The 26,928-nt window shown below is 43.2% G+C and carries 14 protein-coding genes, 1 tRNA gene and 1 pseudogene; 8 read left to right on the top strand and 8 right to left on the bottom strand.

The genetic code is table 11. From position 1 onward, the window contains the following. Positions 1–40: 40 nt before the first annotated feature. Both PSYCG_RS06510 and PSYCG_RS06505 read right to left on the bottom strand, forming a co-directional pair. Positions 41–4,516, bottom strand: coding sequence for a UvrD-helicase domain-containing protein (locus tag PSYCG_RS06510; RefSeq protein ID WP_020443494.1), 4,476 nt, complete (start codon positions 4,514–4,516; stop codon positions 41–43). 64 nt (positions 4,517–4,580) lie between these two features. Continuing rightward, positions 4,581–9,041: an exodeoxyribonuclease V subunit gamma gene (locus PSYCG_RS06505; protein WP_020443493.1), complete on the bottom strand. Its 4,461-nt coding sequence runs from the start codon at positions 9,039–9,041 to the stop codon at positions 4,581–4,583. 377 nt (positions 9,042–9,418) lie between these two features. Between PSYCG_RS06505 and PSYCG_RS06500 the strand changes: the two genes are divergently transcribed. The 3 genes from PSYCG_RS06500 to PSYCG_RS06490 all read left to right on the top strand — a co-directional run bounded on the left by PSYCG_RS06500 (position 9,419) and on the right by PSYCG_RS06490 (position 10,917). Continuing rightward, positions 9,419–9,922 carry a hypothetical protein gene (locus PSYCG_RS06500; protein ID WP_020443492.1) on the top strand — a complete coding sequence of 168 codons (504 nt, stop codon included), beginning with the start codon at positions 9,419–9,421 and terminating at the stop codon, positions 9,920–9,922. A 37-nt stretch (positions 9,923–9,959) separates the two neighbouring features. Continuing rightward, a complete protein-coding gene (locus PSYCG_RS06495) occupies positions 9,960–10,769 on the top strand; it encodes a hypothetical protein (RefSeq protein WP_020443491.1) in 810 nt (269 codons plus the stop codon). Between the two features lie 72 nt (positions 10,770–10,841). After that, a tRNA-Arg gene (locus tag PSYCG_RS06490) sits at positions 10,842–10,917 on the top strand. Positions 10,918–11,236: 319 nt separating this feature from the next. Here the strand turns inward: PSYCG_RS06490 and PSYCG_RS13205 are convergent. Next, a pseudogene (locus PSYCG_RS13205) lies at positions 11,237–11,407 on the bottom strand (indolepyruvate ferredoxin oxidoreductase subunit alpha); the annotation flags it as partial. A gap of 155 nt (positions 11,408–11,562) precedes the next feature. Here PSYCG_RS13205 and PSYCG_RS06485 point away from each other — a divergent pair. Further along, the gene (locus tag PSYCG_RS06485; RefSeq protein WP_020443490.1) at positions 11,563–13,179 is read left to right on the top strand and encodes an NAD(P)/FAD-dependent oxidoreductase; all 1,617 of its coding nucleotides are present in this window, start codon (positions 11,563–11,565) and stop codon (positions 13,177–13,179) included. Between the two features lie 324 nt (positions 13,180–13,503). Here PSYCG_RS06485 and fecE read toward each other — a convergent pair whose 3' ends face one another. The 5 genes from fecE to PSYCG_RS06460 all read right to left on the bottom strand — a co-directional run bounded on the left by fecE (position 13,504) and on the right by PSYCG_RS06460 (position 19,842). Further along, positions 13,504–14,271 carry a Fe(3+) dicitrate ABC transporter ATP-binding protein FecE gene (gene fecE / locus PSYCG_RS06480; RefSeq protein ID WP_011513618.1) on the bottom strand — a complete coding sequence of 256 codons (768 nt, stop codon included), beginning with the start codon at positions 14,269–14,271 and terminating at the stop codon, positions 13,504–13,506. After that, the gene (locus PSYCG_RS06475; protein WP_020443489.1) at positions 14,271–15,302 is read right to left on the bottom strand and encodes a FecCD family ABC transporter permease; all 1,032 of its coding nucleotides are present in this window, start codon (positions 15,300–15,302) and stop codon (positions 14,271–14,273) included. The genes fecE and PSYCG_RS06475 overlap by 1 nt, the downstream gene beginning before the upstream one ends. A gap of 189 nt (positions 15,303–15,491) precedes the next feature. Continuing rightward, positions 15,492–16,568, bottom strand: a complete 1,077-nt coding sequence (locus PSYCG_RS06470; RefSeq protein WP_020443488.1) for a FecCD family ABC transporter permease — start codon at positions 16,566–16,568, stop codon at positions 15,492–15,494. Between the two features lie 42 nt (positions 16,569–16,610). After that, a complete protein-coding gene (locus tag PSYCG_RS06465) occupies positions 16,611–17,681 on the bottom strand; it encodes an ABC transporter substrate-binding protein (protein ID WP_020443487.1) in 1,071 nt (356 codons plus the stop codon). Between the two features lie 73 nt (positions 17,682–17,754). After that, on the bottom strand, positions 17,755–19,842 hold the full coding sequence (locus PSYCG_RS06460; RefSeq protein WP_020443486.1) for a TonB-dependent receptor: 2,088 nt from the start codon (positions 19,840–19,842) through the stop codon (positions 17,755–17,757). A 205-nt stretch (positions 19,843–20,047) separates the two neighbouring features. Here PSYCG_RS06460 and PSYCG_RS06455 point away from each other — a divergent pair, with 205 nt between their 5' ends. The 4 genes from PSYCG_RS06455 (at position 20,048) to PSYCG_RS06440 (ending at position 26,904) form a co-directional block, all read left to right on the top strand. Further along, positions 20,048–22,243: a TonB-dependent receptor family protein gene (locus PSYCG_RS06455; RefSeq protein ID WP_020443485.1), complete on the top strand. Its 2,196-nt coding sequence runs from the start codon at positions 20,048–20,050 to the stop codon at positions 22,241–22,243. A 291-nt stretch (positions 22,244–22,534) separates the two neighbouring features. Further along, on the top strand, positions 22,535–23,770 hold the full coding sequence (locus PSYCG_RS06450; RefSeq protein WP_020443484.1) for an ATP-grasp domain-containing protein: 1,236 nt from the start codon (positions 22,535–22,537) through the stop codon (positions 23,768–23,770). Positions 23,771–23,839: 69 nt separating this feature from the next. Then, positions 23,840–25,645 carry an IucA/IucC family protein gene (locus PSYCG_RS06445; RefSeq protein ID WP_020443483.1) on the top strand — a complete coding sequence of 602 codons (1,806 nt, stop codon included), beginning with the start codon at positions 23,840–23,842 and terminating at the stop codon, positions 25,643–25,645. After that, a complete protein-coding gene (locus tag PSYCG_RS06440; RefSeq protein WP_020443482.1) occupies positions 25,645–26,904 on the top strand; it encodes an MFS transporter in 1,260 nt (419 codons plus the stop codon). Before PSYCG_RS06445 ends, PSYCG_RS06440 begins: the two co-directional genes overlap by 1 nt. The last annotated feature ends 24 nt before the right edge of the window (positions 26,905–26,928 follow it).

Raw genomic sequence — 26,928 nt, 5'->3', positions numbered from 1 at the left:
ATCATGGTTGTTTTTTATTTAATTCGCTATTTATGGCCCACTAATCTGGCAGGCCAAACAATGCATCTAGGGCCTTAATGAACTCAATTGGAATATCCCACGTGACTAATCCATAGCGGTCGTTGGGCATTGAGTGACTATTATCAGCTTCTCTGACATCTTGCGATAGATCAGCAGTTATTTGAGAATTTGAATCATATACGCCCCGTAAAAAGACATATTCAACAGCGCCAAGATACTTATCTTCATTACCTGCATAATCACTAATTCTCATTGCAAGGAAACGATGTAACGCGACTTGATAAATTGCTGCCTGTAACCAATATCCTGCCTTTGACATTGCTTGCTTGAGTGTGCTTTCGTCATAATCGCTTAGGCTATTTCCTAAAAAATTACTTTTGTAATCGACAACGTAATACTTGCCAGCATGCTCATACACCAAATCGATTTCACCCCGCAGATAACGATACAAATGCGCTTTGTTTTGTGGAATAAGATTGACGTGTTTGTCCGCTTCATTCGGGAGATACTGCTGAAATAGGCTATTAATATCTTGCGCCTTAAAACGCTCTGATAGCCCCATATTAAACTCTAATTCAGCAAACCGCTGACTTGCATTGATAGAGCATAACGGTTGATTAGACGCTAATAACGGCGCCTGTAGCACCTCTTCAATCCAGTTAAGTAATGCCTCATGCTTTGTAGCATCTATTGAATCTAAGTCAGGTATACGACCATCTTCTTTATTCTTTGCTTGTAATAGTCGACTTTGCTGTTCAGCACTACTATAAACCAAAGGTAGCTGATAACTACTAACGGCTCTATCGATCACCTGAGACCACTGCGATTTATTATTGAAATCAATTTTTTCAAATATTTCATGCAAAAACGTACCGGCATTGGCGCCTTTGACAAAAGTAAAACGGATGTTATCCTCTGATTTGAGGCTCAACTCACTGATTGGTTTAAAAAAAACACTATTACTGGACGATACTACCGACTCTGTCATATCAATGTCTATGGCATCATCCATACGTTCATCTACCACAGCCAGCGCCTGCGTAGATTCATCTAGCTGACGGGCTAAAGCTGTAAAACTGGTCTTGGCCCAACCATAAAAATAATTGGTTTTCATAACTTCTGCAAAAGGCGCGTACTCAATAGTCTCAGTTATAGATTTAGCAGTGGCAAGCGTTGCGTTACCTGCTAAGCCCAATGCATTAGCACCATTACTATCATTGTTATAGAACTCATTGACATTATGCCCTCTAATTATGCCTATGTTGCCTTTGAGTCTATCAGGCAAATTAAACTTTGCCTCTGGCGATTCCAACCAATAGAACGCTGGCTTTAATTCAAAACCTGTTTTGTTGTTAGGATCTCGCAACACCACGTAAAGCTGCTCACTGGCACGCGTAAATGCCACATAACCAAGCCGTCGCAGCTCATCAAACCCCTCTTGTGTCTCAATATCAGTGTAGTGACTTTCTGTGGTCACAGAGCCTTGTACGGGTGAGAAACGACGCTGGTTGCCTGTTGATTGATTCTCTGCCGATTGCTGCATTAAAATCGACGGAGCTTGCTGGGCGTTGTATAGATACAGCCCAAACTTTTCATTATTGCCCGCCTTCCGACTAGCGTCGCCCATGCCCAATACATAGACAATGGGGAATTCGAGCCCTTTGGACTTGTGAATGGTCATAAGCTGCACGCCAGACTCTGTCGGTAACGGGTATTGCTTAGCCCAATCGCTATTGGGAGCAGCATATATATTTTGTCTAAACCAAGCCAATAGTTCGTGCTCACCCATGCCGATACCATACTGCGCCAAGACATCCATCATATGACGCAAATCCATAATGTGACGATCACCTTCTGGATGAGTTGCCAGAGCTTGCCAAACGCCTTGCGGCTGCACGGGGTTTTTATCTAATAAGTAATGTAATGCTGACAAAACACCAAAGTGCTGCCAGTTTTGAGCCGCTTGTTTTAGGTAAGTAATAAAATCTTGATAGCTTTTTTTATTGTTAACTGCTTTCGTACTAGCGCTACTTAAGTGACTACCCTCTGTTACTCCTGACTCATGGTCAGTCATCATGGCTTTGACTTCTTTGATACTCAGGCCATACAGATGGCTAGTCAGCACCCGATTGATCATGTCATGACGATATGGATATAGCATGGCACTCAGCAATGCTGCCACATCTTCCGCCATGATGGTTTCAAAGATACTGACATCACTAGTAGTCAAGGTCGGTACATTAAGCTTAACCAGCTCATCCTCAACCCGTTTTAAGTCTTTTTTGGTACGTGCCAGCACACCGATATCACTAGGCTGAATCGGTTTGCTTTTTAAGGTCTGATCACTACTGAGCAAGGTCGCAATATGACGCGCGGTGATTTCAAACTCATCATACTCAAGCTCTTTATCTTTATCATAAGGTAGATGCAACAAGCTCACTGGTTGAGCAGAAAGCACTTCTGTCACTAAAGTACTGTTTTGAGTAGTTGGCTCATTAAACCAAGACAGTTGGTTTTCTGGCTTTGCAGCTTTGATATGCTGATAATAAATACTGCTACCTAGCTGTGCTAATTTATTCTCAGCAGTCGTTATCGTTGGCATGCCAAACCAGCAGTTCAATGCGTTAATCACACCGGCATTTGAACGGCGATTGATATCAAGTGTCCAGAGCGTACTCTTGTCAAACTGGGCTTTCATGTAGTTATAGTTGGCCACATCACCGCCACGAAACCCATAAATAGCCTGTTTGGGATCACCAACCAATAGCAGAAACTCATGATTGGCTTTCTTAGTGGTTGACTGCTTGTCATTGTCCGACTGTTTACGCTTATTCTTTGGCAAATAAATGCTTTCAATCATAATGGCTTGCTCGCCATTGATATCTTGCGACTCATCAATCAACGCCACTGGGTAATGATGACGAATATAACGCGCCAGCTTATCCCCTTGGCGACCAGTTAATGCTTGGTTTAAGCGTACCATTTGCAAACTAAAGGTCGTCTCGCCACGCTCTTCTAAGATGACTGGTAGTCTGTCACGTACCGCAAGCACGATATGGCGATTAAGGTTGGCTAAGATAGCCGTGATATACTCATCTAGCTTTTTACTTTCTTCGATATACCGTTTAAAATCACGAACGACCTGCAATTCGTTAAATATTAAATTAATTCTTTCACCATCTTTAGGTACACGAAATTGAGAGCCTATATTATCCGTTTTCTGAAAAGCCTCAATCAACTTTCCTGTATAAGTTTTGGAGTCTGATATAGACTTATAAGCAGTTGGGCCAGAATCTTCTAATGTTTGGATAATTTTCGGCCAAGAGTCTCTGTTGTTTAATAATTGACCTTTCGGAACTTCATAATACTCGCCGTCAGGCTTAAAAAAAACATCAAGCTCATCGCTGCACTCAATGATAGTATTTATAAGCCGCTCATAGCCCTCAAAAGAAAAACTCTTTACTACAACGTCATCAATCGGCGCTGAAATAAAGTTAAGCGAACGAGTCACATATTTTTTATGATCGCTAACTGCAGTCAGCTTGCCTTGCTGATCCATTAGCGCATATAGTTTAGGTTCCTCGTGATACAGTCTGCTTTGGAACTGCCTCAGCTCATCATGAATAATACTGTCAGTAACCTGCTCAATACTGCTGTCTTCAATAATAGCCATACCTTGCTGATGACCGGTCTCGCTACTGTATTCAATCAACCACTTTTGCGCCAAACTGTCGAGTGTACCTACAAACAGCTTATCCAACGTGGTTAGTACTAGCGCAGTACGTCGAATGGCCTCCGCCATTGGATAGCTGTGGACATGATCAAGTAAAAACCCAGTCAAATGCAGATTAATGGGATCGTCCATAACGGCGTCTAAGCGTGCATATTTAGCCTGATTAACAAGCCAGTTTTCACGATCTTTTTTTACTTGTTTACGTTTCTCAGCCGCTGCTTGCTTATCAGCAGCAATGTCTTGATTGAACTCATCCGTCCCTGTCCCAGCATTTGAATCAACGCTTGAACCTTTACCTGCTTGTTTATCCTTATTACTTTCAGGTGTTACCTGTAGTACATTAGGATACAAAGCATCCTTGTTACTGGTGTCAGCACTTAAACTATTGACCCACTGCAATAATTGATAAAAATCCACCAAACGATCATGAATACGCTGACGCATCTCAGCGGCAGCGGCTCGAGTAAAGGTAGTGGCAATGATCTGCTCTGGCGCACGGCGCGCTTCAATGAGCAGTCGTAGCATAATGCCTGTGAGTGTCCAAGTCTTGCCTGTACCAGCTGAGGCTTCAATAAGATGCCGACCCATCAATGCAACATCTACCGCCGGTATCACATCCACCTTCTGCTCATTTATAACTCCACTCATAGCGTCATTCTCAGGCGTATCGAATCGGTTACGTGACTCATCTAGGTACTCATTGGATAAGTAAGGCTGTATAGATATATCAGCTATATCGCTTATATCGGTAAAATTAGTCATAGGAGCCTATACTTTTTATTATTATCAATTAAACCAAAGGGCAAAAACCAACCATTCGAAATAGCTAGCCATCTAGACCGTCTAGTGCAGAAAACATTGGCTCATATAGCGGCTTCGCTAAGGTAGTTAACGCTGCTGATAGCGCTTTAAACGCATCTTGGTCACGCAGTACGTACTGCCAAATGGCGTGCTGCAAGCAAGTATCATATATCGTATCTGTGTGATAGCTAGGTCTTAACCAATCCGAGAAGTCTGCTCGTTTTGGCCAATAGCTACCGTTCTCACTCTCTTCAGATTTTAGGCACTTATCAAGATAACTGAGCGCATATTCTGGCAAGAGTGTAATAGGTACTTGACCTGATAGCTTGGCAAAAATTGCCCATTTTATGAGCTCGGCCGCCGCATCTTCATACACAATGGGGCTTAGTTTAAATGCAATGACTTTGTCATATTTTTTGACTTGCGAATTAGGTTTATTAAAGCGCCAAATGCTCACACCATCATCTAATACCACTTGCTCGGCAGTGGTGCGTCTGGCAACTTGCCAATACAAATGCGACAACCAAAATTTGAGTAAATGCCTAGGACTGGCAGAATTGGGCAATATATTTAACCACTGTTTGGGGGATTGCTCGGCGTAGGACTTACCTGTCTGTAGGTGAGAGCGACTATTATGAGTACCTATCGGCACTGATATTGGTGCTAATATTGGCACTGAGCCTTTTATCTTAATAATTTTAGGTAGTAACTTAAGCAGTGACTCATTTTCAGTACGATTTAGTATAGCTGCCAGCTCTATCTGAATGGGGTGCTCAGAGGTTTGAGTCAGTAACTCTAAACCACCTGCGCTATCCTCTCCAACCTCATCAAAGCCATTAGCAACTAACTGCTCTTTGAACTCTAGACATTGCTGTTGCAGTTTTTGTTGTTGATTGGGCAACGTGGTTTGACGAGCCACACCTGCTGGCATGATTTTTTGATACATCAAGATTTGACTGTCTTGTTTAGCCTTCCCATCACTATTCTTATTGGTGGCATTATTGGTCAATTCATTTATCAAATGATCTTTGATTTGATAGGTAGTCAGACTGTCCAAGAATAGCGGCTCTTGTTGCGACAGTGCTTCTTCACCTTGCACTACATGCACTTTTTGAGTACGCAAAAAAGCCTTGGCAGGATGACGCACTTGATAGACCAATACTCCCTCAACGTCTATCTCTCCAATGTTAAATATAGTATCAAATAGGGTCTTGATGAGTGCCTCATTCATATCACTACTATCACTGGCATCAGCAGTATTATCTAGCGCTAGCATCTCAATTAATGCAGAGAATGTTTGATTATCTACTTGTCCCATTTGCCCCAAACCTTGACCGAGAATCTGAGCAATAGATTCATATTGCCCTTTTGTAGGTAATCCTACTAGCTGTGGATGCTCGCTAGATACTCGACCCTTCAAAGTATCAAACACAGCTTGCCAAAGCGGCGCAGGCGGGAACTGCTTTTTTTGCGCTAATTTGGTTTTGCGCATGGCTTTATTTAAGATAGCGTCTAATTCATCAGTCATATCTACAGGACTGTTGTTTTGAATATTGATATCTGCATTCTGATTGGGTTTAGCAGTGTGATTTGAAATATCAGTATCTTCAATTTCTGTCTCAAACAGACTCTCATGGAAAGGCAGTGCAGGATGCTCAGTCAGCAGCCACTGCTTAATTAATTTAGGCAAATAGCGCTTGAGGCTCTCGGTAGTTTGGTCAATATTCTTAAGTGTTTCAAATGCTTCAAGCGAGTTCACCTGCCATTGCACCTCGCCTTGCAAAAACTGCAATAGCTCACTCACTGGATTGGCAGGCAGATGCTCATGAGTGTCCGTCAAGCTTTGGCCGTTATAGAACATCCAGCATGCACTGCGCGCGCACAGTAGCGCATCTAAAAATGCGCCGTTGTCATCATCTTCACTGACTCTGTCACCGCGACGTGCATTAGTCACTTTCATCAAATCATAGCGGTTATCACGGTCACGCCCAGGAAACTCAGAGAGATCCATATTGAGCATAACTACCAACTCAAAAGGCACATTTCTTAGTGCACCAAAACGACCAAAGGTAATTACCCCAGTTGGCTCCGCACTGACCTGCTGACTTTCAAGCTCCGCTTCGATACTGTCTAGCATAAAGCTTAGCTTTAGCGGCAACTGCTCTACACCTGCCAGCCTCTGCTCTACTTCTCTGTTATCGATATCACCACTAGCGTACTGCCTATAGTGACGATTGGCTCGCAGACTTGATTTAAAGCCATTCATCGCATTGTAAATGGCGCGCATGGTACGCGTTTGATCCACATCGCCAAAGTAGCGATGGATAACTTGTAGCTCAATCTGATCAAGCCAGTCTTCCGCTTTCATTTTTTGTGTATGATCATCACGTCGTGCGACCAAGCCGGTATAAATGCGGCAAAGCGCTTCAACAATCAGCGCATCATTTAGGTTCACTTGTGGTAGCGGTAAGGTCATTTCCGGTAATGCATTGATCGGCCAATCATCCTGAGATAAGGGATATAAGCAGTCGCTCAGACTGGCCTCCGGCATCACTAAACCTAACGTTAGTCTATCTAGCGCTTGCGCGAAGCTAAATCGATAATCAAAGTCGTTACTGTCTAGAGTTTGTTTAAGATGTAGCTCATCAAAACCGCGGATAAAGCCAGCCTCTACCAACAAATCACAGCCACGGCTCATTTGCTCATGAGTCAGTCCAAAACTTTCAAATAAAGGCGGTAACATGAGCCAATCTAAGACTTCAGCTGCTTCAAAACGGGCGCTATGGCTACCCAATAGTTTGTAAAAACCGATAATCGCTTCCCATAACTGGCGAATGTCGGCATCGACAACACCAGTTACCTTCGCAGGCAAGGTCAAACCGTCTTGACCCTTACCATTGACGAAGATAGAGCCAATCAATGCATGATGACGCTCAACGTCAGGTAGCAGCACAACAATGTCGGAGATATGGCGTTTTTTCTCACCGGGCTTGATAGGTTTATTTAGCCAACGACCAATCATAATACGTAGTACTTCAAGCTGACGCTGTAAACTATGGCACGAATGGATGCTTAGGCTATTATCTTGCGCAGACATTGCCCAAAAGCGGTCTTTTTCAAAGCGCTTATTCTCTAATGCCTCATCTTCATACCATGGTGTTTGATGCAGCTCTTGATCAAAGCCTAGCTCTATTTGCTTACTCATCTCCTGCGAAACTTTTGCAGCCGTCGCTTGCTGGGTAGATTGCTCATCAAGCATCAACACATCGTTTTGCAAACGTCTAAGTAAGCTTGGACTATTCTGAGCGCTACTAGCATCATCGATATACTCAGCAGCAAACCCATGATTAGAACCAATGCTCAGCGTATCATCAAAATTATCTTGCCATTCAACCAGTGCATCGTCGTACTGCTCATTACCAGACAAGTTAGCCAGCATCGCAAACGCATCACGCGATTGCTTACCCAAACGTGATAGCAAACTGTGGCCGTAATCACGCAGAAACACGCTTTCAGGATTGATAATCTGCTGACGCTGTAACCATGATTTATCGACGATATCGGCCCAAAAAAGCTTTGATGGATTGTAATGCAATAGCGTGATATTCATGTATTGCGACAGGCGCTGTAGGAAATCTAGCTCGGTCTGTGGTAGTTGCTGGATGGTAAAGATACGCAGCACTTTGGGTAACTGACTTTGCTCGCCAGCCTTATTTGACTTTAGTGCTTGCCAAAACACCTCTTCCAATACAACACGATGCTGATGCACATCCGCAAATAAATGCGACCATAAGAAGCGTTGAGCAACTTCTAACTCAACATAATGCTCCACTAACCACTCAGGCGTGCCACGCGCATACTTATCAAAGCGCAGTGACAAGGCATCTTTATCCGCTATCAACTCATTCACATTCAGCGGTTTATTATGCGACCATAATGCCAACCAATCCTCACGATGGGTCAAATAGCGATTAAACACCCTCGCCAGATCATTTGACAGCTGCCAAATACGCGCATCTTGCTGCGACTTATCTTGTCGTACATTGTCTTGCTCAACTCCAGCTTGTGGCTCATCAATCAAAGACGCCAGCAGCGGATTCACCGGATGTTTTTCATCTTTAATAATCGACTCTTGGTAGTAAGTCAGATACCCAAACAATCGCCATTGCATTACTGTCGGTGACAACACCGCAACTTCGGGCACGTTTAGAGTTGTCGCTTCAGGGTTTTGCCCCAATAAGTACGCATTATGGCGAGTCAATACATCTTGCATCAGCGTCCATTGATACTGTCCCCAAAACTTAGTACGCACCAAGGTACTAATACCAGCACGGCTGGCAATGGTTTTATCCAACCAATCACCCAATACCATTGAAGGCACAATGACAATAAAAGGCTCAAAAACAGGCTGACTTTTGGACTGATACTGCACAAGAAGCTGATCAACAAGATTTTCGGTACGATGGGATTGTATAATGGTAAACATAGAGAATCGTCTGATTGAAGTAGCAGGAGAATAAAGGAATTGATAAAGAATACATGCTCGAGATAGCACGCAAACATTCATAGTAAAATTTTGAGTGTAATAACAACGCTGTAGGCGGCAATACTTGTCAATCCATGTTTAGCAGTCGTCAATGGATGACATTTCTGCTAGCATGACGCTGTTAAATCAAACTGCATTGGTAAACACTCATGTATATCCGCTTACAGACTCTCTTGTAAGACGAATAGTAATCTGGCTATTAGTTTGCCATTGTTCGCCAACGTTTACTAGCATATAAACCACCGATAAAAACACACTGCGACAATAGATGTCGCTGCGTTTTACCTCAATTCTTAGTGATGAGACAATTTAATACTATGCCCTTGCGTCCCATTGATGCCATTTTCATTCACCCTAAACGACGTTTATATGTCGTATACTACCGCGGTGAGCTTTGGCAATTGCCACGCATGAAAATAGATCATCAATCTTGGCAAAATAGACAGCCATATAAGGATGACAGTCGTGGACTCTATCTGAGTATTCATCAAGCCATAAGCGACCCTATTTTGGCACAAAAATTACGGACCCTAAATCTACCTATGGCAGTACGTGGAAGCACCTTATCACGCTTCGAGGCATGGTGGAAAACTCACGGCTTTGAGTGGCTTAAAGACAAACTAAGTGCAGGACAATCACCATTGGCGGCGCATCAAACCTCCACAAAAATGATTGACAATCAACCCTCTTCCCCTTCAAACTACCTCTCTGCTCTGGCAAGTAGCAATAATACCACTGCTCATAAAAACCCAGAACAAACTGATATTTTTTCGGATATGCTGGCGGATTTAGCAGATGAAGTGCTGCATCAACCGCTCTAAACCACATTTAAACCAACAATAAGAAGATCGGTACCATATGAAAGACTACAAGCTGCTACTGGCTGGGCTCATTTTACTGCTGCTGATTATTTTTATCGCCATCTTTACTTGGTTATGGACCAGCAATCGTAAAAATATGGATCCATTGCCTATTATGTCAAATGATAGTGGATCGACTGCTTCAGCGGAAGAAGATGGAGAGACGGTTGCCAAGAGCACTTTGCACATACAAGCAGAAGAAAAGCTACAAGCGCCTTTAGACGCTGTGATTTCAAGTTTTCAATCTCGTTATCCCAATGTAGAAATCATGACAAGTTATGTCGCCTCTGTTGCACTTTTGACGCTATCGGATAATAAAGTAGCCGATAGTGAGCCGTCTTTATTTATTGTTGATACCGATATCATTATTGCTGATGGCAATTTATCGGCAGCGCGCTTAGCACCATTACAAGAAAAATTAAAAATAGCACAAGATAAACAAAACCAGAGCAAGGCAAAAAATGGCATGGTAGAAGATACTATCGATGCAGATAGCAATGCTGATGAAATCGCTGCTAAAGGTGAAGCTGATAATACAAACACTCGAAGTCTTGTATCGTTTAGTTATGCCTTAAAAGACAAGAAAAAAGTAGACGGTGTCATCTTAACTCAAAATCCTATTGCACTTAACTTTCGAAACTTTTTACTCTCAAGTACAGGGCAAGATATATTAAGTAGACACGATTATGAAAATATCGATGGCTATCAAAATGATATGGCAAACCTGTTTAAGTCAAATACGCAAGGCAAAAAAGCAACAGGCGAGTTGACAGTAGATGTCGCTGACGCTATCAGTATTGCTAAATAAATACAAAACCCTCTACTTACTCGGTATTAATTGATTTTATAAGTGCTTTTTTCTACAATATCACTCTATTATGCGCCTATAGCTCAACAGGATAGAGCAGTTGCCTCCTAAGCGATCGATCCAAGTTCGAGTCTTGGTGGGCGCACCAACAAACATAACGATATAACGATATAACGATATAACGATATAACGATATAACGATAAACCCTTGTAAGCCACGCGCTGCAAGGTTTTTTTGTTTTTTAATACACGGTAGTCACCGATTAATAACGGTATCTACCACTTGTACACGGTGAAAATAACGGTATCATAAACGGTATTAACCGATACCGAAAAACACTCAAGATCCAAAAAAGTTACACTCTATGGTGATGGCAAAAATCTATATCTTATATAACGTCTGAATGGATATTTATTTTAGCAGATGGCTTTGCGATAGGTCTTTTCTAAAATCTTGGTTTCGATACTGATGTAATAGCATTGGCTGGGCATTCAGGCTCACACAAGCTGCAATCTATGCAACTATTAGGATCTATCGCTAAAAAGTTAGGACCTTCAAAAAATGCATCCACGGGACATACTGCAACACAGTCCGTGTATATGCATTTAATGCAGTTATCATCAACGATGAACGCCATAAAAATTATCATTTATAATTCAAGATGGCGGATCATTTTCAAACTACAATACAAATCCGTAAATTTACCCTGCGTAAGTAAAATATTTATTCGCTTATTTGTATCAGTACCAGTAAAATGCGAGACTGTTTTCTACACGAGTTTATGAGTAACCAATGATACGTTTAACTGAAATTAAATTGCCATTAAATCATGCACCTGAAGATTTAACGACTGCTATAACGACAAAACTTAAAATTTCTGCTGAGCAGATGGTGTCATTTGTGATGTTTAAACGTGGTTATGATGCTCGTAATAAAAGAAATATCCAATTAATTTATACGCTAGACATCACACTGACCGACTCGGATTTAACCAATGATTTACTGGTTCAATTTGAGTCAGATAACCACGTTAAAGCAACACCAGATACCAGCTACAAATATGTAGGTAAAGCGCCAGAAGATTTAACTGAGCGTCCTGTTGTTATTGGTTTTGGACCTTGTGGTTTATTAGCAGCACTTACTCTTGCCCAAATGGGCTTTAAACCTATTATCATTGAACGCGGTAATGAAGTCAGACAACGCACCAAAGACACCTTTGGCTTTTGGCGTCAGCGTAAATTAAACACTGAATCAAACGTACAATTCGGTGAAGGCGGAGCAGGTACCTTTTCCGATGGTAAATTATATAGCCAAGTGAAAGATCCAAATCATTATGGCCGTAAAGTCATGACTGAATTTGTAAAAGCTGGCGCACCAGATGAGATTTTATTTGTCAGTAAACCGCACATAGGTACTTATAAGTTAGTCACTATGGTAGAAAAAATGCGTGCCGAGATCATAGAACTTGGTGGTGAAGTCCGTTTTGCTACTCGCGTAGATGACTTGCATATAACTGACTCAAAAGTAACTGGCGTGACACTTAATAGTGGCGAAACCTTAAAAACTAACCATGTTGTTTTAGCTGTTGGTCATAGCGCCCGTGATACCTTCCAAATGATCTATGATAAAGGCGTGTATGTTGAAGCAAAACCTTTCTCGATTGGTTTTAGGATTGAACATAAACAGTCAACCATAGACCAAGCACGCTTTGGTGACAATGCTGGAAACGAAATACTTGGCGCTGCGGATTATAAACTGGTTCATCATTGTAAAAATGGTCGTTCTGTTTATAGCTTCTGTATGTGTCCAGGTGGAACTGTGGTTGCCGCAGCATCAGAAGAAGGCCGTGTTGTCACTAACGGCATGAGCCAATATTCAAGGAACGAGCGTAACGCCAACAGTGCTATTGTTGTCGGCATCGACCCAGAGCGAGATTACCCAAACCACCCTCTTGCTGGTATCGACTTACAAAGACAACTAGAAACCTTAGCGTTTGAATTAGGCGGTAAAGACTACAGTGCCCCAGCGCAAACCATTGGCGATTTCTTAAAAGGTAAGCCAGACTCAGAATTGGGCGATGTTAACCCGTCTTATACACCGGGCATTACCTTAACCGACTTAAGCAAAGCTTTACCTGACTTTGCCGTGGATGCCATACGCGAAGCCATTCCAGCGTTTAATAAAAAAATCCAAGGGTTTTCATCTGACGACGGTTTACTCACTGGCGTAGAAACCAGAACATCGTCACCAATCAGTATTAAACGCAATAAAGAATTCCAAAGCATTAATACCAAAGGCTTATTCCCTGCAGGCGAAGGCGCTGGCTACGCAGGTGGCATATTATCAGCAGGGATTGATGGCATTAAAGTGGCCGAAGCTGTGGCAAAATCGATGTTGAAGATAGATTAAGAGCGGCTTTAGGCAATTATTAAAGCAGGTTAAGTTTCAGTCAAACATTATACTAATTCTGATAAACAATATTGCTGATCGTTTATCAGAATTTTTAATGATCAATTTGTGTATGTGAAATAAGCAAGAACTATAGTTAACTACAACCTAAACGATTTGCACGCTCCTACATATAATCGTCAGGATACTATTCGACATCGATTTGTGAGGCTTCATTAGGTATTTTGGTCGGTGCTTGGTGTCTGGTTGTTTTAGGCTCTAAGTCCTGCTGCCAGCTGTAAATCTACTGGTGCTCAGCTGATAAAAGATAGCGGCGCAGGCATGCTATAAATACACACACATGGGTGAACCTGCTACAGGGTCTGTAATCACTTTGGCTTGCACGTCAAATATATCAGCAAGCATTCCCTCCGTCACCACCTCACAAGGGGTGCCCATTATTTGCAGTTCGCCCGACTTTAGCACCACCAATAAATCACAATATCTCGCTGCTTGGTTGAGGTCATGGAGCACAACTATAATGCTTTTGCCGTTGTCTTTTAATTCTCGTATGAGTCGCATCAGCTCTATTTGGTAAGAGATATCTAGATAGGTAGTTGGTTCATCCAGCATGATAATATCCGTATCCTGCGCTAAAACCATCGCGAGCCAAGCGCGCTGCTGTTGACCGCCAGATAAGGCTTCAAGTGATGTCTCAGCTAGAGATTGAATAGACATCTCATTTATAACGCTATCTACTATCTGGTTGTCTGTCGCGCTCAACTTACCCCAATGTGAGACATAGGGCGTTCTGCCATACTCAACCAACTGTCTGACAGTCAAGCCTTCAGGATTGGTCTGTACTTGTGGCAATACCGATATCTGACGAGCAATCTGCCGATTATTCAATTGCGCCATATCTTGTTGTCTAAGTAAGATTCTGCCCGATTGAGGTTGAATCAGCCGGCACAAGCCTTTTAATAGCGTAGATTTTCCGCAACCATTTGGACCAATGAGTCCAATGACTTTATTTTCTGGCAACTCAAGGGACAAGTTTTTGATAACTGTCTGTCCGCCATGATAGCCAAGCTGTAGTTCATTCACTGATAGCATCACCACCCCTTATAGCGCGATAGCAAAAAGATAAAATAAGGCGCACCGATCACTGAGGTTAAGACGCCAGCTGGTAGCTCAATTGGCGCAAATAGACTGCGTGCCAATACATCTGCGGTGACTAAAATGATCGCGCCTATCAGCGCTGACGCTGGCAACAAGATGCGGTGCTGATGCCCAAAGAGCAATCGTGCGATATGCGGCGCGAGTAAACCAATAAAACTGACTGTCCCTGCCACCGACACCGCCAAACTCGCAATCACCACTGCGATAAATAATGTAGTAAATTCTAATGGCTTGACTGACACACCAAGATGATATGCCGTTTCCTCGCCAAGTCCCAATACATCTAAACGCCATGCTAAATACATACTGATGACCATTAATACGGCAAATATTATCGTTAACATTGGAATATGTTGCCAGCTGCGACCCCACAAGCTACCAGTTAACCAAATCATTGCGGTATTGATTTCTACAGGATAAATTACCAATAGAAAATTAATCCCACTGGCTAAAAAAGCACTAATGGCAACGCCAATCAATGCCAAACGTGCTGGCGTAGGCTGTGATATCTGTGCCAACAGCATGATAAAACTAAACGCCAATAATCCGCCAAGTAAAGCTGCGACAGATAGCCACCACGTTGGTGCCGCAGGAAGCATAACCAGCAACAAAGTCGCGCAAAACCCTGCGCCAGCACTGATACCCATCAAGTCAGGAGATGCTAACGGGTTACGAATGACCCCTTGAACCAATGAGCCTGATAAACCAAGACTTGCCCCCACTAAAATTGATAATAGCGTGCGCGGCAATCGGTGCTGCCACACAATAAAGTCTTTGTCGCCGCCAAATCCTTGCTGTAAATGCTGCCAGATTTGCGCTAGCGTTAATTCACTGGCACCAAAAAATATGCTGCTAATACTGAGTATCAATAGCAGCACAATAATCAGTACCACCGCCCTACTTGCCGATTTACGAGCAAATAGTGAGTTTGAGCGCGATGAAGAAGCTTTAGTTTGTATCGTCATTCGTTGCTTACTTTTGTTGCTGGATAGGATTTTGAATCGCTTTTAGTTATAGTTAAAATATCTCAAAAACGCTAAAGTACTGCTGGTATAAATTTTTTGCAGCCTCTGTCTGCGTAGGCACAGCAAGCAAGAAAAATTAATATCAGCAGTACTTGATGTATCGATATTACTTTTCCCTGACTATATCGATCAGCTATCGAGTCGTCTTCTACATGCCAGCGCAATAAAAACGGGTGTCCCAATCAGTGCCGTTAGCAAGCCCACTGGTGTCTCTGCCGGATAAGCAACTGCTCGTGACAAGACATCCGCCCACACCATCAATATACTGCCAAGCAGCATAGACAATGGCAAAATCTGCTCATAAGCCATATTCGATACCTGCTTTAACAGGCGCTTGGCAACATGGGGGATAATCAAACCGACAAAGGCAACAGGACCGGCGACCGCCACACTGATCGCCGTCAATATCGTAATCAATGCCCCACACGACCACTGTAATGCCCGCAAGTTCACCCCAAGGCTACTTGCTACATCATCACCCAATACCAATACATTTAATTTAGGTGATAACCACCATCCATAACCCAAGGTCAACAGCGATATAGCCGCTAGCATGGGAATGGACTGCCAGCGCGTATTGGCAATAGAGCCAGCTAGCCAATACAGTACCCCATAAGCTTGCTCATCCGTAGTAATCAGCGCCGCTCGCGTCAGACCGACCAGCAGCGCATTGATAGCAACGCCCGATAAGATTAGACGAACAGGATGCACCGGACGACCAGAAAAATAACCTGCCAATCCTGCAACAAGGGCACAAGAAAGTACTGCGCCGACCATCGCTTGTAAAAAGGTAGAGGTTAAAAAGGCAACCCCTAACCCAATAGAGGATAAGGCAACCACACACGCTGCCCCTGCATTGATACCCAATACCGCAGGAGATGCAAGAGAATTACGCGTCATCACCTGCATTAGCAGCCCCGCTACTGCCAAATTTGCACCCACTATAATCGCCACGAGCACGCGCGGCAGGCGAATCTCTATTAATAATTGTGCAGTTAGCGACGCTTGACCATTTTGCTGCGTCAATAAGGAAAATAAATCCGTCAACGACAGGGCAAATTTTGAATATGCCGTTAACCCTTGCCAGCAGCCAATCAGTAAAATGACTAATAACCCACACCATAATAACGCCCGTGTTATCGGGCGCTTTGCAATATGGGGTTTTAGCGATATAGCAGATGAGCGGCTCAGTTGCGGTTCAACCATAAAATCCGCCTTGCTTTAAAAAGACAGTAGTGCAATGTCTCATTAATTTGACTCTTTTAAAGAAGGACTTGAACTTTTTTTGCCTTTTTGCTTAGCAATCTCAAGCAGCTCAGCTGTCATATATTCAGCGGATTGCATACTGCGATTGAGCGCCCAATAATTGGGATCGACTTCGATGACCTGATTGTTTTTAACCGCCGTTAGCTGATTAAATAATGGTGAGGACTTCCATTCATCATAAATGGTGTGATCGTTATAACGTCCAATTAATAGCCAATCAGGATTAGCCGCTAATAATTGCTCCAAACTGGTTGCGATATACGCCTCACCTGTTTGCTCAGGAATCGGACTTTTGATATTTAGATGATTGAGTAAACTACCGGCGTACGAGCTTGGACCATGCAGCCACATGCCTTTATCACTGATAATAGCAAACTGCACGCTGTGGTTAGCAAGTGGAGTTGTCGCCAATTGCGACTTTAAACTTGCCATCTTTTTTAGATGTGTATTGATGACTTGAGACATTTTTTGATCTTGATGTACGATATGACCGACCAATTGCGCCGTCTGTATATTCTCTACATAACTTTCACCGCGACTTTTAAGCACGACCGACGGTGCAATGCGATTAAGCTCATCGGCGATGACCCTATGACGCTCGTCATCGGCAATGATAAGGTCGGGTTTTAAATCAGCGATGGCTTCAAGGCTTGGCTGATAACGTGAACCGACCGAGGTATAGCCAGATAGCTGCTGATTAAATTCAGGAATAATACTGTCAGGTTTATTATCATCGGCGATACCAACCGGATTGAGTCCTAGCGCTAAAGCATCCCCTAAAAATGAGTATTCCAAAACTACGATACGCTTTGGATCCCGCGGATAGTCGCTCAAATTGGGCAAACGCGCTTTAATTTCTTCATCGGTTAGCAGAAGAACGTTATTTTTGTCATTTGACTTAACTGCTGCTGCCGATACGCCATTATCAGCATTCAATGATGGCGTTGCCGTAACATTGTTTTTTTGATTGATAATAAAAACAATACCGCCAACCACAATCAATACGATGACCAGTAAGGGTAAAATAAGCGTGAGCTTTGGACGTTGATTCATAAATAGCTTTTCTTAATATCATTCAATGGGTTGGGCGCTAGGGACATGAAATTTTGGCGTTAAGACGCACTCGTTAAAATTCGTAGTTATAGGTTAATAGCCACGTTCTAGGCGCACCAAGACCAATTTGGTTTTTGCCCGACGTGCCATTGGTAGCCCCAAGCGCATATTCTTTATCGAGAGCGTTATTTAGATTCAATTGCAGATTATGTTTGCCTGTGCTGTAGGCAGTCATTAAATCTACGGTCGTATAGCCAGCTAGCTCGACTGCCTCTGCGTCTCCAGCGTAGCGGTCACTGATATAATTCACACCGCCACCAATTCGCCATTGATCAGCAGGTTGATAAGCGGTCCATAACGAGAACGTTTGGTTCGGTACGTCGTTTGGCGTCAGACCCGTTTTTTTATTTTCAGCATCAAGATAACTATAGCCTGCCGACACATCCCAATTATCACTTAGCTTACCTCGAGCTTCTAACTCTAGACCTTGATGACGAAACTCATCTTTATCCGTCACTTCGCGATTGTCATTGGTTTTTGGGTCTTCTTTATCAATGCGATAGAGAGAAGCATTCAGCATAATATCGTCATTATTTAAATACGTTTTCACCCCAATTTCTTTTAGGTCGGTCTGATAAAGTGCACCCAATTTTGGATTGATAAACGTTCCAGAATAAGGCAGCTGCCATGAACGCGCTACAGTGGCATAAGCGGAGGTGGCATCGTTAAACTTATAGACGACGCCTGTTCGGTAGCTGAATTTGTCGTCGTTAAGCTCACTGTCCTTACCATTAGCGTTTTGACTCAGGCGCATATTGTCATAGCGGACGTTGCCGACAAGTGACCAGTCGCCAATATGATAAACATCTTGGGCAAAGACACCGATGCTTTGAGTACTATTTTTACGAAATGCGGGGAAACCTGGGTTAGGCGTTGGACCAGCGCTCGGGTTAGTTGCAGATGTGGGTGGTACATTTTTGTCAGTCGCAAGGGTCAAATCGATATCAATGTCATTATAATCGGCACCAAATAGCAGCTCATGATTGCCCTTATTCCAAGCAAGCTCAGACTGCAATGTCTTAGTCGTGCGTGGATCATAACCAAAATTATTGACAGTACGTTCAACCTTATCATTGACCACATCAGCAGATGATTGACGGGTGCCTTTTTGCTCTAAAGTAATATGGCTGTATGAAGCTCGATTGGTCCATTTAAGATCATCATTGATATCAAACTCATGATTGACATTGGCATTCCAAGTGTCTGAATCTTGGTAATCATTGGTGCCGCCATAAAAGGTATTAGGAGGTACATCAACAGGCTTGCCATCTTTGGACGGAACACCGCGATAAGGCACTAGGTGCTGACGCATAAAATCAAGCGAGAAATCAAGCGTTTGCTGGTCAGTCGGCTGCCAACGTACCGTTGGTGCAATAAAGACATCATTTGAATCGACATGATCGACATAGGAGTCACTGCGGCGATATTCGGCATTGATACGGGCATTGACGGTATCTGATAATTTATGCGAGCTATCGACGCGCGCCACAGCTAAGCCATCGCTACCCACTTGCGCTTGCACTTTATCAAAGTTTTTACCTTCTGCTTTTTTACTGACGAGGTTGATAATGCCGCCCGCACTACCGCGCCCATACAGCGCGCCCGCTGGACCTTTTACCACTTCTACGCGCTCTACATTGGCGAGGCTGCGATAGGACTGCAATTTGCCATCATCGCGCATACCATCGCTATAGATATCGTTTAAACCATTGAATCCACGCAGCACAAACTCGTCTCGGCTACCTTCGCCAAGCGTGTTATTCAAACCGGCGACGCCTTTCATAGCATCCATCACGCGCACTGCGCCTCTATCCTCTAGCTCCGTTTTAGTCACTACCGATACTGACTGCGGCACATCTAACCACTCGGTCTGTGTCTTGGTCCCTGACGTTGGGGCATAAGCAGCATAACCTTCATAAGTTTTAGCCGTGACCACAATCGGCGCTAGCGTCGTCGATGGCAGTGTTGTTAATGGCTGTATAGCTGTCTCTTGAGCAGCAACCTGTTGACTCACCACCATGGTTAGACCAGTCGTCATCATGGCTAGGAATAATTGAGCACGGACCGCAGTCACTAAGGGTTTAGGTTGATGGTGAGACATAATTAGATCCATAGATGTGTTAAGAAATGAGCGAGGTTGTCAGTGGCTTAGTATCAATAATTATTGAACAGTAATTATTGATACTTAAACATACAAATGATAATAATTTTGCAAATGATAACTATTACTGTTTATAATTGCAACGTTTTAGTAACACTATTCACCTTTGACTGACATAAACACCTGCTAAATAATTGGAATTGTTATGGTTATTATTTTTAAACGTTCTGCGCTTTGTCTTGCTATGTTTTGCATTTATCAACAAAGTAGCGCTGAGATGACGCCCATTGGTAAGAAAACCAGTGTTGAGGCTCGCTCAGACACTTCCATTACAACTAGCTCGATTAATAATAAAGCAGAAACAAAAGTACTTTCTTTTACTACAGCGCCAATCATTGTCACTGCAGAAACGTTAGGTGATTCTAGTGCTAATCAGGTAAAAGCATTTGCCGGTAATCGTACGGTGATTGACAACGATTTTATTAAAAAAACCGTGAGTAACTCAATTGACGGTGCATTACAGTTTATTCCAGGTGTCAAAATTGACGATGAAACGGGGACTGGTGTATTACCTAATATATCCATACGTGGTCTACAGGCCAGCCGTAGTGGACAGGCGCAGTTTTTAATGGATGGCATTCCTTTAACCTTGGCACCTTATGGTCATACCGGTCAATCTATCTTTCCAGCAACTCTTGATAATCTTGAGCGCATCGATGTCGTACGCGGCGGGGCTGCGACCCAATATGGTCCAAATAATGTCGGTGGCGTGATAAACCTCATCACCAAACCTATTGCGAAAGAGACTCAAACTGAGATTGGTACCAATTTAACGGTCTTTGAGCAAAATGGTAAGCCATTGACCAGTTTATATGCCCGTCACAGCCGCTGGTTAAATGATGATTTCGGAGTACAGCTAGAAGCCAACGGTATTAAGGGCGACAGCTTTAGAGATCACTCAGACACTGAAGTTACTAACCTACAAGCCAAAGCCCTTTGGTATATTGATGACAATCAAGAATTGGAAGGGTTCTTGCAATACTATGATGCTGATACAGAAATGCCGGGGGCGCTCTCGTCTGCTGCCTATGAGCAAGATGTCGAACAGAGTCAACGCCCACTTGAAGCTTATCAAGGTAAATCAACGCGCTGGCATGCTAAGTACAAAAACTACTTAGATATCGGTGATGAAGCAGTATTAGACCTCACTACTTTTGGTCATCATGCCACACGTAATTTTGAGTGGGGATTTAACTCACAAGCGAACAAACAAGGTGTACATTGGGCAGATCCTGCTATTGCAGCAGACAGCCTGCGTACCTCACCTCGTGAGTTTACTGTTTATGGCGTAGAGCCGAAGTTTTCTATGAAGATTGGTGATAGCAAAAATATCAAGCACCACCTCATCAGTGGCGTGCGCTACGTCAATGAAGACATCGATTATAAACTGACGCAAACCAAACTTGCTGATGGTACGACGACCATGCCCCGTGATTGGAACCTACAAACGGATGCATGGGCCGCTTATGTTAGCGATGAGATGAGCTTTCTGGATGAGCGTCTAAAAGTTACCCCCGGTATTCGTTATGAAAATGCAAAAATGACGTTTAATGATGCTGGTAATAACACGCAAACAGATAACACCATTACGGAATGGCTGCCTGGGCTGACAACGTCTTATGCATTAACCAAGTCTGATGACAAGCTTTGGCTGATTTATGCCAATGCGCAGAAATCTCTAAGAACGCCGCAAATTGCCAATATTCGCGGTAACGGTGAAGAAGGTAGTGAGCTTGCGTGGAATTATGAAATAGGTACACGCTATACCACCGATAGTCTGCAAGCTAATTTGGGATTGTATCGCATAGATTTTAAAGATCAGCTGCAATGGAACAGCGCAGAGCAAAGCTTTGATAATGTGGGTCGTACCCTGCATCAAGGTTTAGAAACTGCGATTACTTATACCCCAAAAACATTCAAAAACCTAGATGTAGGTCTTAGTTACAACTATCTTGATGCCACGCTAAAAGAAGGGGCAGATGAAGGCAATCAACTGCCGTACAGCTCGCCACATCAGTTGGGCTGGCACGCCAGTTATAAGCATCAAGATTACAACGCTACTTTATCTGGCGTTTACTATGACAAAGCTTATGCTGATAATGCCAACACGGTAGCAGAAAGCAAAGACGGCGGCATTGGTGAGACACCTGCTTATCAAGTTTGGAGCTTGAGCCTACAAAAAACATTGCAAGATACCAAAAACGAAAAACTATCTGTTCAATTTGGTATTAATAACTTATTTGATGAACAGTATTATTTCCGCGGTGTCGATACCAGTCCTGTTGGTCGCTATCCTGCACCCGGACGTTCATACAAACTGGGGCTTAACTATCAATTTTAAGGGTTAATAAATTCTAATCCTTGAATACTTCGCAACGATAAAAGCAAATCTGAAATGGATTTGCTTTTATTTCAAAAAAACATTGTAACCTCTTTGTCTCTCTTATCAAATTTCACTGCTTACCTTCGCACTTAAACCCCTCTCTTAAAAAATTTTAGTAGATTTCAGCCATTAATAGAACAATATTTTCATAATTTACTTGTAAATGATTATCATTATCATTATCATTGCGTTCAATAAAAGATTGTACTGCTTGTTTTTATTTATAGCTAATTATGAAAGGAAAACTCTATGACTTATTCTACGGTTCTCATCACTCATGTGGTCAACGATGCAGTTATTGAAGGTTTTATCCCCGCCTTATTGAAATCGAGGCACGTACCTGACAGTCAATTGATTATCATAACCGATGATAAAGAGGCACACATGGATGCGTTAATAGCGACGCCTTTAGGGGCGCAAATCAGCATCCTTGAATGCGATGTATTTAACCCTCTAGCGATCATTGATACCTTAAATAATTATCATATCCTGCCCAATCTGGTCTTTAGTAATAGCGACCATCTACAAGCCGCAACCGCTGTGGTCGCTGAATTTTTCCATTTGCCTAGTAAAGACTGGTGTCACTGCTTGGTCTTTAAAGACAAGTACTTAATGAGAACACAGCTGCATTCTGCTCACTTATACCAAGCCGGCTATCAGCTGCTAACCGCCAAAGATTTACACCTTGAGAATCTCAGCATCAGCTTCCCTCTAGTCGCTAAACCCAAGCAAGGCGTCGCTAGCATGGACGTTCAGCTTTGTATGAATAAAAACGAGCTGCTAAGCTATTGCCAAAGTTTTTGGCAGTCAAAAACCCTGCCTATTTTGGTTGAGTCCTATGTGGCTGGGCGCTTAATTACTTTAGAGACACTCGGAGATGGTGAGCGTTTGGTGGCGGTAGGCGGCTTTGAGGTGACATTGACCGAACCGCCACATTTTGTAGAGCTTGATGCAGTTTGGAATACGCCTTTGTGTGTACAGTACCGTGAGCGTTGTTTGGCGATTCTACAAGATATCGGTGTTGGACTTGGCGTCTGTCACAGTGAGTTTATTATTACCCCAACGGGCGAGGTGCATTTGGTTGAAATCAACTATCGCAGCATCGGTGATGGTAGAGAGTTTTTATTACATGATATGGCGCACTACCCATGGTTTGACACCATTGTTAGATTGCATCAAGGGGTCAGCATTGCTGAGTTAGAGGCCGAGTTCGGGTCACTCGCCATCAGTACGCATGCACGCATTCATTACATTGTTGCACCTCAATCTGGCACGATTCGATCTGCTCCTGCCTCATTTAAAAAACAAACCCAACAAAGTGTCATTATCCATCAGCCCCTAAAAAAACAACATCAAACCATTCATATTACCCACTCTAATAAAGACTATCTGAGCCGACTACTGGCTTATTCCGATTGCACAAATACCATGAATGACGTGCTAAGCGATGCCATAGAAAATTTGCAATGGCAGTTTGAATCATAAAAATTTTTAGACACACCTTTTACCGATTTAACTTTTAGTTTTTAACTTGTTATATTTTGAGAGCTTATAATGGACAAACAATATATTACCGAACGCTTTATCAACACCTGTATCCGCGAAGACGTCTATGGCTTGCTGTCAGATAGCACCATTATGGAAACAGAATTTGATCTTCCTCATCTGCCAGAGGTGTTAAAACAGCAGAAGTTGTGGCTAAAGATAACTTCGTCCAATCAAACCGACTGGTTGCCGATTGTAGCCAGTGATTATATGCAATATTGGCAACTTGCCAGCCCAATGTGGCTTCAAAAAAACTCAGGCGATTACCTCATCAAGCATGACTATCAGGATTTTGTAGCCATTCTCAAACAGTTGCCAGATGCCTGTGAGACTGCGCTCGACAGCTATCTGCTTGAGCTTGATTGTGCCACCGAACACCGAGCGTTAGCGCGCCAAGGGTTTGAGTCTCAACGCTGCCATCTTGAACGCAATATTACTGGATACCCAAGCTGGTCTGAGCGTTTGCTATACGCCGATCAAGTCGCCTCGTATTTGGATCACCCTTATTATCCGACTGCCCGAGCCAAGCTTGGTCTGGACGCGTCTGATATCGCAGCCTATAGTCCAGAGTTTGCACCAACCTTTAGCCTACATTGGGTTGCTATCTCTAAAGCTCTAAGCACCGTCAGCGCCAAGCTACCTGATGTTTGGCCAAGCTTTACAGACGTCGGTCTCAGTCCGGACCTCCAACAGACGCATCACCTATTTCCAGTACATCCGTTAACCTTGCCGCTGCTGCACCAGCATGTTCTCAAGGATACTTCGCTGCAAAGTATATTGGCACCCAAGTCTGCGCTAAGCGTACAACCAACCTTATCTGTGCGCACGGTAGTGTGCTGTGCTGAGCCAAATATTCATATCAAAGTACCGCTCATCGTCCGCACCTTAGGCAATAAAAACGTGCGCTTAATTAAGCCTTCAACCATTTATGATGGTTACTGGTTTCAACGCACCTTACGATTGATTGAAAAAAATGATGCCGCGCTGCAAGGGTGTTACACCCATTGCGATGAAAGCCTAGGTGGTCATATGGGCGATGATAAAACTCTCGCCTTTATCGTCAGGCGCTATGATGATATTAATCTAACCAATAAAACTCCTGTACCGGTAGCGGCGTTTGGCAGCGTCATGCCTGATGGTCGCCCCTTTATCAGCCACTTAATTGCACAGTTTTATGACGGTGATAGTAAGCTTTGGTTAAAAGAGTACATCCACCTGTTATGCCATGTTCATTTAAATTTATGGATCAAATATGGCATTGCGCTAGAAGCCAATCAGCAAAATGCCGTCATTGTCTTTGATCACTATAGCCACATGATGAGTTTACTCATGAAAGACAATGATTCTGCACGCCTTTATCCACCACGATTTAACGCTGGCATGGCACAAGTTGGTTTAGGCGATGTGATAAATAGCAGTGCTATTAATGACATCAAGGATATTAAAGACCAACGTATCGTCGTTGAAGATGAGTTGGCATTAGCGCAGATGTTTTTGACCATCACGCTCCAGCTAGACATCGTTGCCATTATTGAGATGATGAGCGCCTATAACATCATCAACCGTCATGACGCCTATCAAACCTTAATAGACTGTATTGATACGACCTTACACAGCCTCTCTAAACAAGGTTACGACATCCATCTTGCCAAGCAAGTCTTATTAGAGAGCCAGCACTGGTATATCAAATACTTATTGTCTGCTGGTAGTCTGTTGTCAAAAGAGCAGTCTGGCGCGAGCGATATCAATAAGTTCTATGGCAAATCAGCACCCAATACCTTAAAACTTATGCAGCGACACAAACAGGATTCCTAATGAGCTATCGAATTATGGTGGCAATCGTCTTATGTTGTCACTACCTGTCCGCGTTTTCTGCGTTAGGTATGCCACTGTTTTTGCCAATCATGCTCCAAGAGCTAAATGCGCCATTGCAATCAGGCTGGGTTGGTTTGCTGTTTATATTACCGACCCTAATGACTGCCATCGCTGCCAGATACTGGGGACGTTTCGCCGATACATATGGTCGCAAAACATCCTTGTTGCGGGCGGAGTTGGGTTTGGCGGTGGGGTTTTTGATATGCGGATTTTCTCAGTCTTTATGGCAGCTCGTCATAGGGCTGAGCGTTCAGGGGCTGTTTGGCGGGACAATGGCTGCCTCAAACGCATATTTAGCCACCAGTATCACTGATAAAAACGCCTTAAAACAGGTGTTGAATTTCACTCAATTCTCAGCACGACTTGCCCTGATTACGGCCCCGATTGGGCTGGGTTTTTTGGTACAACATTACGAGGTGTTAAGTTTGTATCGCGTGCTTGCCATCCTGCCGCTCTTAGCATTACTATTCAGCTTTTTGTTAAAAAAAGACGTTGTCGCAGCAGGCAGTATCGGCACAACCGCAAATACCACCGAATTGCCAAAAGCGTCTACAAGAACTAAAACCAATAACATTAACAGCAACAAAGCTAAAAGCGATAAAAAGAAGACGCATCACTCAGTGCAAGCAATAACGGGCACAGCTTTTTTCGCCAATCCTTATCTGTTTATATCGGTGCTGCAGTTTTTCTTAGCCTTTTGTATGGTAGCGACTTTCCCCTATTTTTTGCCATTTGCCAAAACTTTTGGGCTTAGCACCTCTCAAATAGGACAGTTATATGCCATGCCTCATGTCACGTATCTGATCTGTCAGCTGCTCTATGGACGTATCAGCCAACGCCTGCCAGCAATGTCCTTAAGCCTTGGTTTTACGGTATTAGCGAGTGCGGTTTTACTGCATTTGACGGATTATCTTCCCCTGATTTGGTTGGCTAGAATACTATTTGGCGTTGGCATGTTTATGTGTTACCAAAGCCTGCATGCACAAATGGCGGATACTAACCAGTCTAAACATAGCGGCAAAATATTTTCCAGATACGATGCGCTAGCAAAATGGGGCGGCGTGCTAGCAGGATTGTCAGTCACTTTATTTGTACCGATGTTTGGTTTGCTCTCTCCGTTTGTTCTCTCAGCAATGATGGCAGTTATCGCGATAATAACTATCAAAATGTATCAAGAAAAATATAGCCAGATTGTGTAGAGGGCACTACAAACAACAATTACT

The sequence above is a fragment of the Psychrobacter sp. G genome, from assembly GCF_000418305.1.
GTDB classification, from domain to species: Bacteria; Pseudomonadota; Gammaproteobacteria; order Pseudomonadales; family Moraxellaceae; genus Psychrobacter; species Psychrobacter cryohalolentis.
This window is presented reverse-complemented; position numbering and strand designations above follow the sequence as displayed.

Excerpts from the sequence above, each read along its gene's own strand:
- PSYCG_RS06510 (WP_020443494.1), bottom strand. The coding sequence starts at position 4,516 with ATGACTAATTTTACCGATATAAGCGATATAGCTGATATATCTATACAG.
- PSYCG_RS06505 (WP_020443493.1), bottom strand. The coding sequence starts at position 9,041 with ATGTTTACCATTATACAATCCCATCGTACCGAAAATCTTGTTGATCAG.
- PSYCG_RS06500 (WP_020443492.1), top strand. The coding sequence starts at position 9,419 with ATGCCCTTGCGTCCCATTGATGCCATTTTCATTCACCCTAAACGACGT.
- PSYCG_RS06495 (WP_020443491.1), top strand. The coding sequence starts at position 9,960 with ATGAAAGACTACAAGCTGCTACTGGCTGGGCTCATTTTACTGCTGCTG.
- PSYCG_RS06485 (WP_020443490.1), top strand. The coding sequence starts at position 11,563 with ATGATACGTTTAACTGAAATTAAATTGCCATTAAATCATGCACCTGAA.
- fecE (WP_011513618.1), bottom strand. The coding sequence starts at position 14,271 with ATGCTATCAGTGAATGAACTACAGCTTGGCTATCATGGCGGACAGACA.
- PSYCG_RS06475 (WP_020443489.1), bottom strand. The coding sequence starts at position 15,302 with ATGACGATACAAACTAAAGCTTCTTCATCGCGCTCAAACTCACTATTT.
- PSYCG_RS06470 (WP_020443488.1), bottom strand. The coding sequence starts at position 16,568 with ATGGTTGAACCGCAACTGAGCCGCTCATCTGCTATATCGCTAAAACCC.
- PSYCG_RS06465 (WP_020443487.1), bottom strand. The coding sequence starts at position 17,681 with ATGAATCAACGTCCAAAGCTCACGCTTATTTTACCCTTACTGGTCATC.
- PSYCG_RS06460 (WP_020443486.1), bottom strand. The coding sequence starts at position 19,842 with ATGTCTCACCATCAACCTAAACCCTTAGTGACTGCGGTCCGTGCTCAA.
- PSYCG_RS06455 (WP_020443485.1), top strand. The coding sequence starts at position 20,048 with ATGGTTATTATTTTTAAACGTTCTGCGCTTTGTCTTGCTATGTTTTGC.
- PSYCG_RS06450 (WP_020443484.1), top strand. The coding sequence starts at position 22,535 with ATGACTTATTCTACGGTTCTCATCACTCATGTGGTCAACGATGCAGTT.
- PSYCG_RS06445 (WP_020443483.1), top strand. The coding sequence starts at position 23,840 with ATGGACAAACAATATATTACCGAACGCTTTATCAACACCTGTATCCGC.
- PSYCG_RS06440 (WP_020443482.1), top strand. The coding sequence starts at position 25,645 with ATGAGCTATCGAATTATGGTGGCAATCGTCTTATGTTGTCACTACCTG.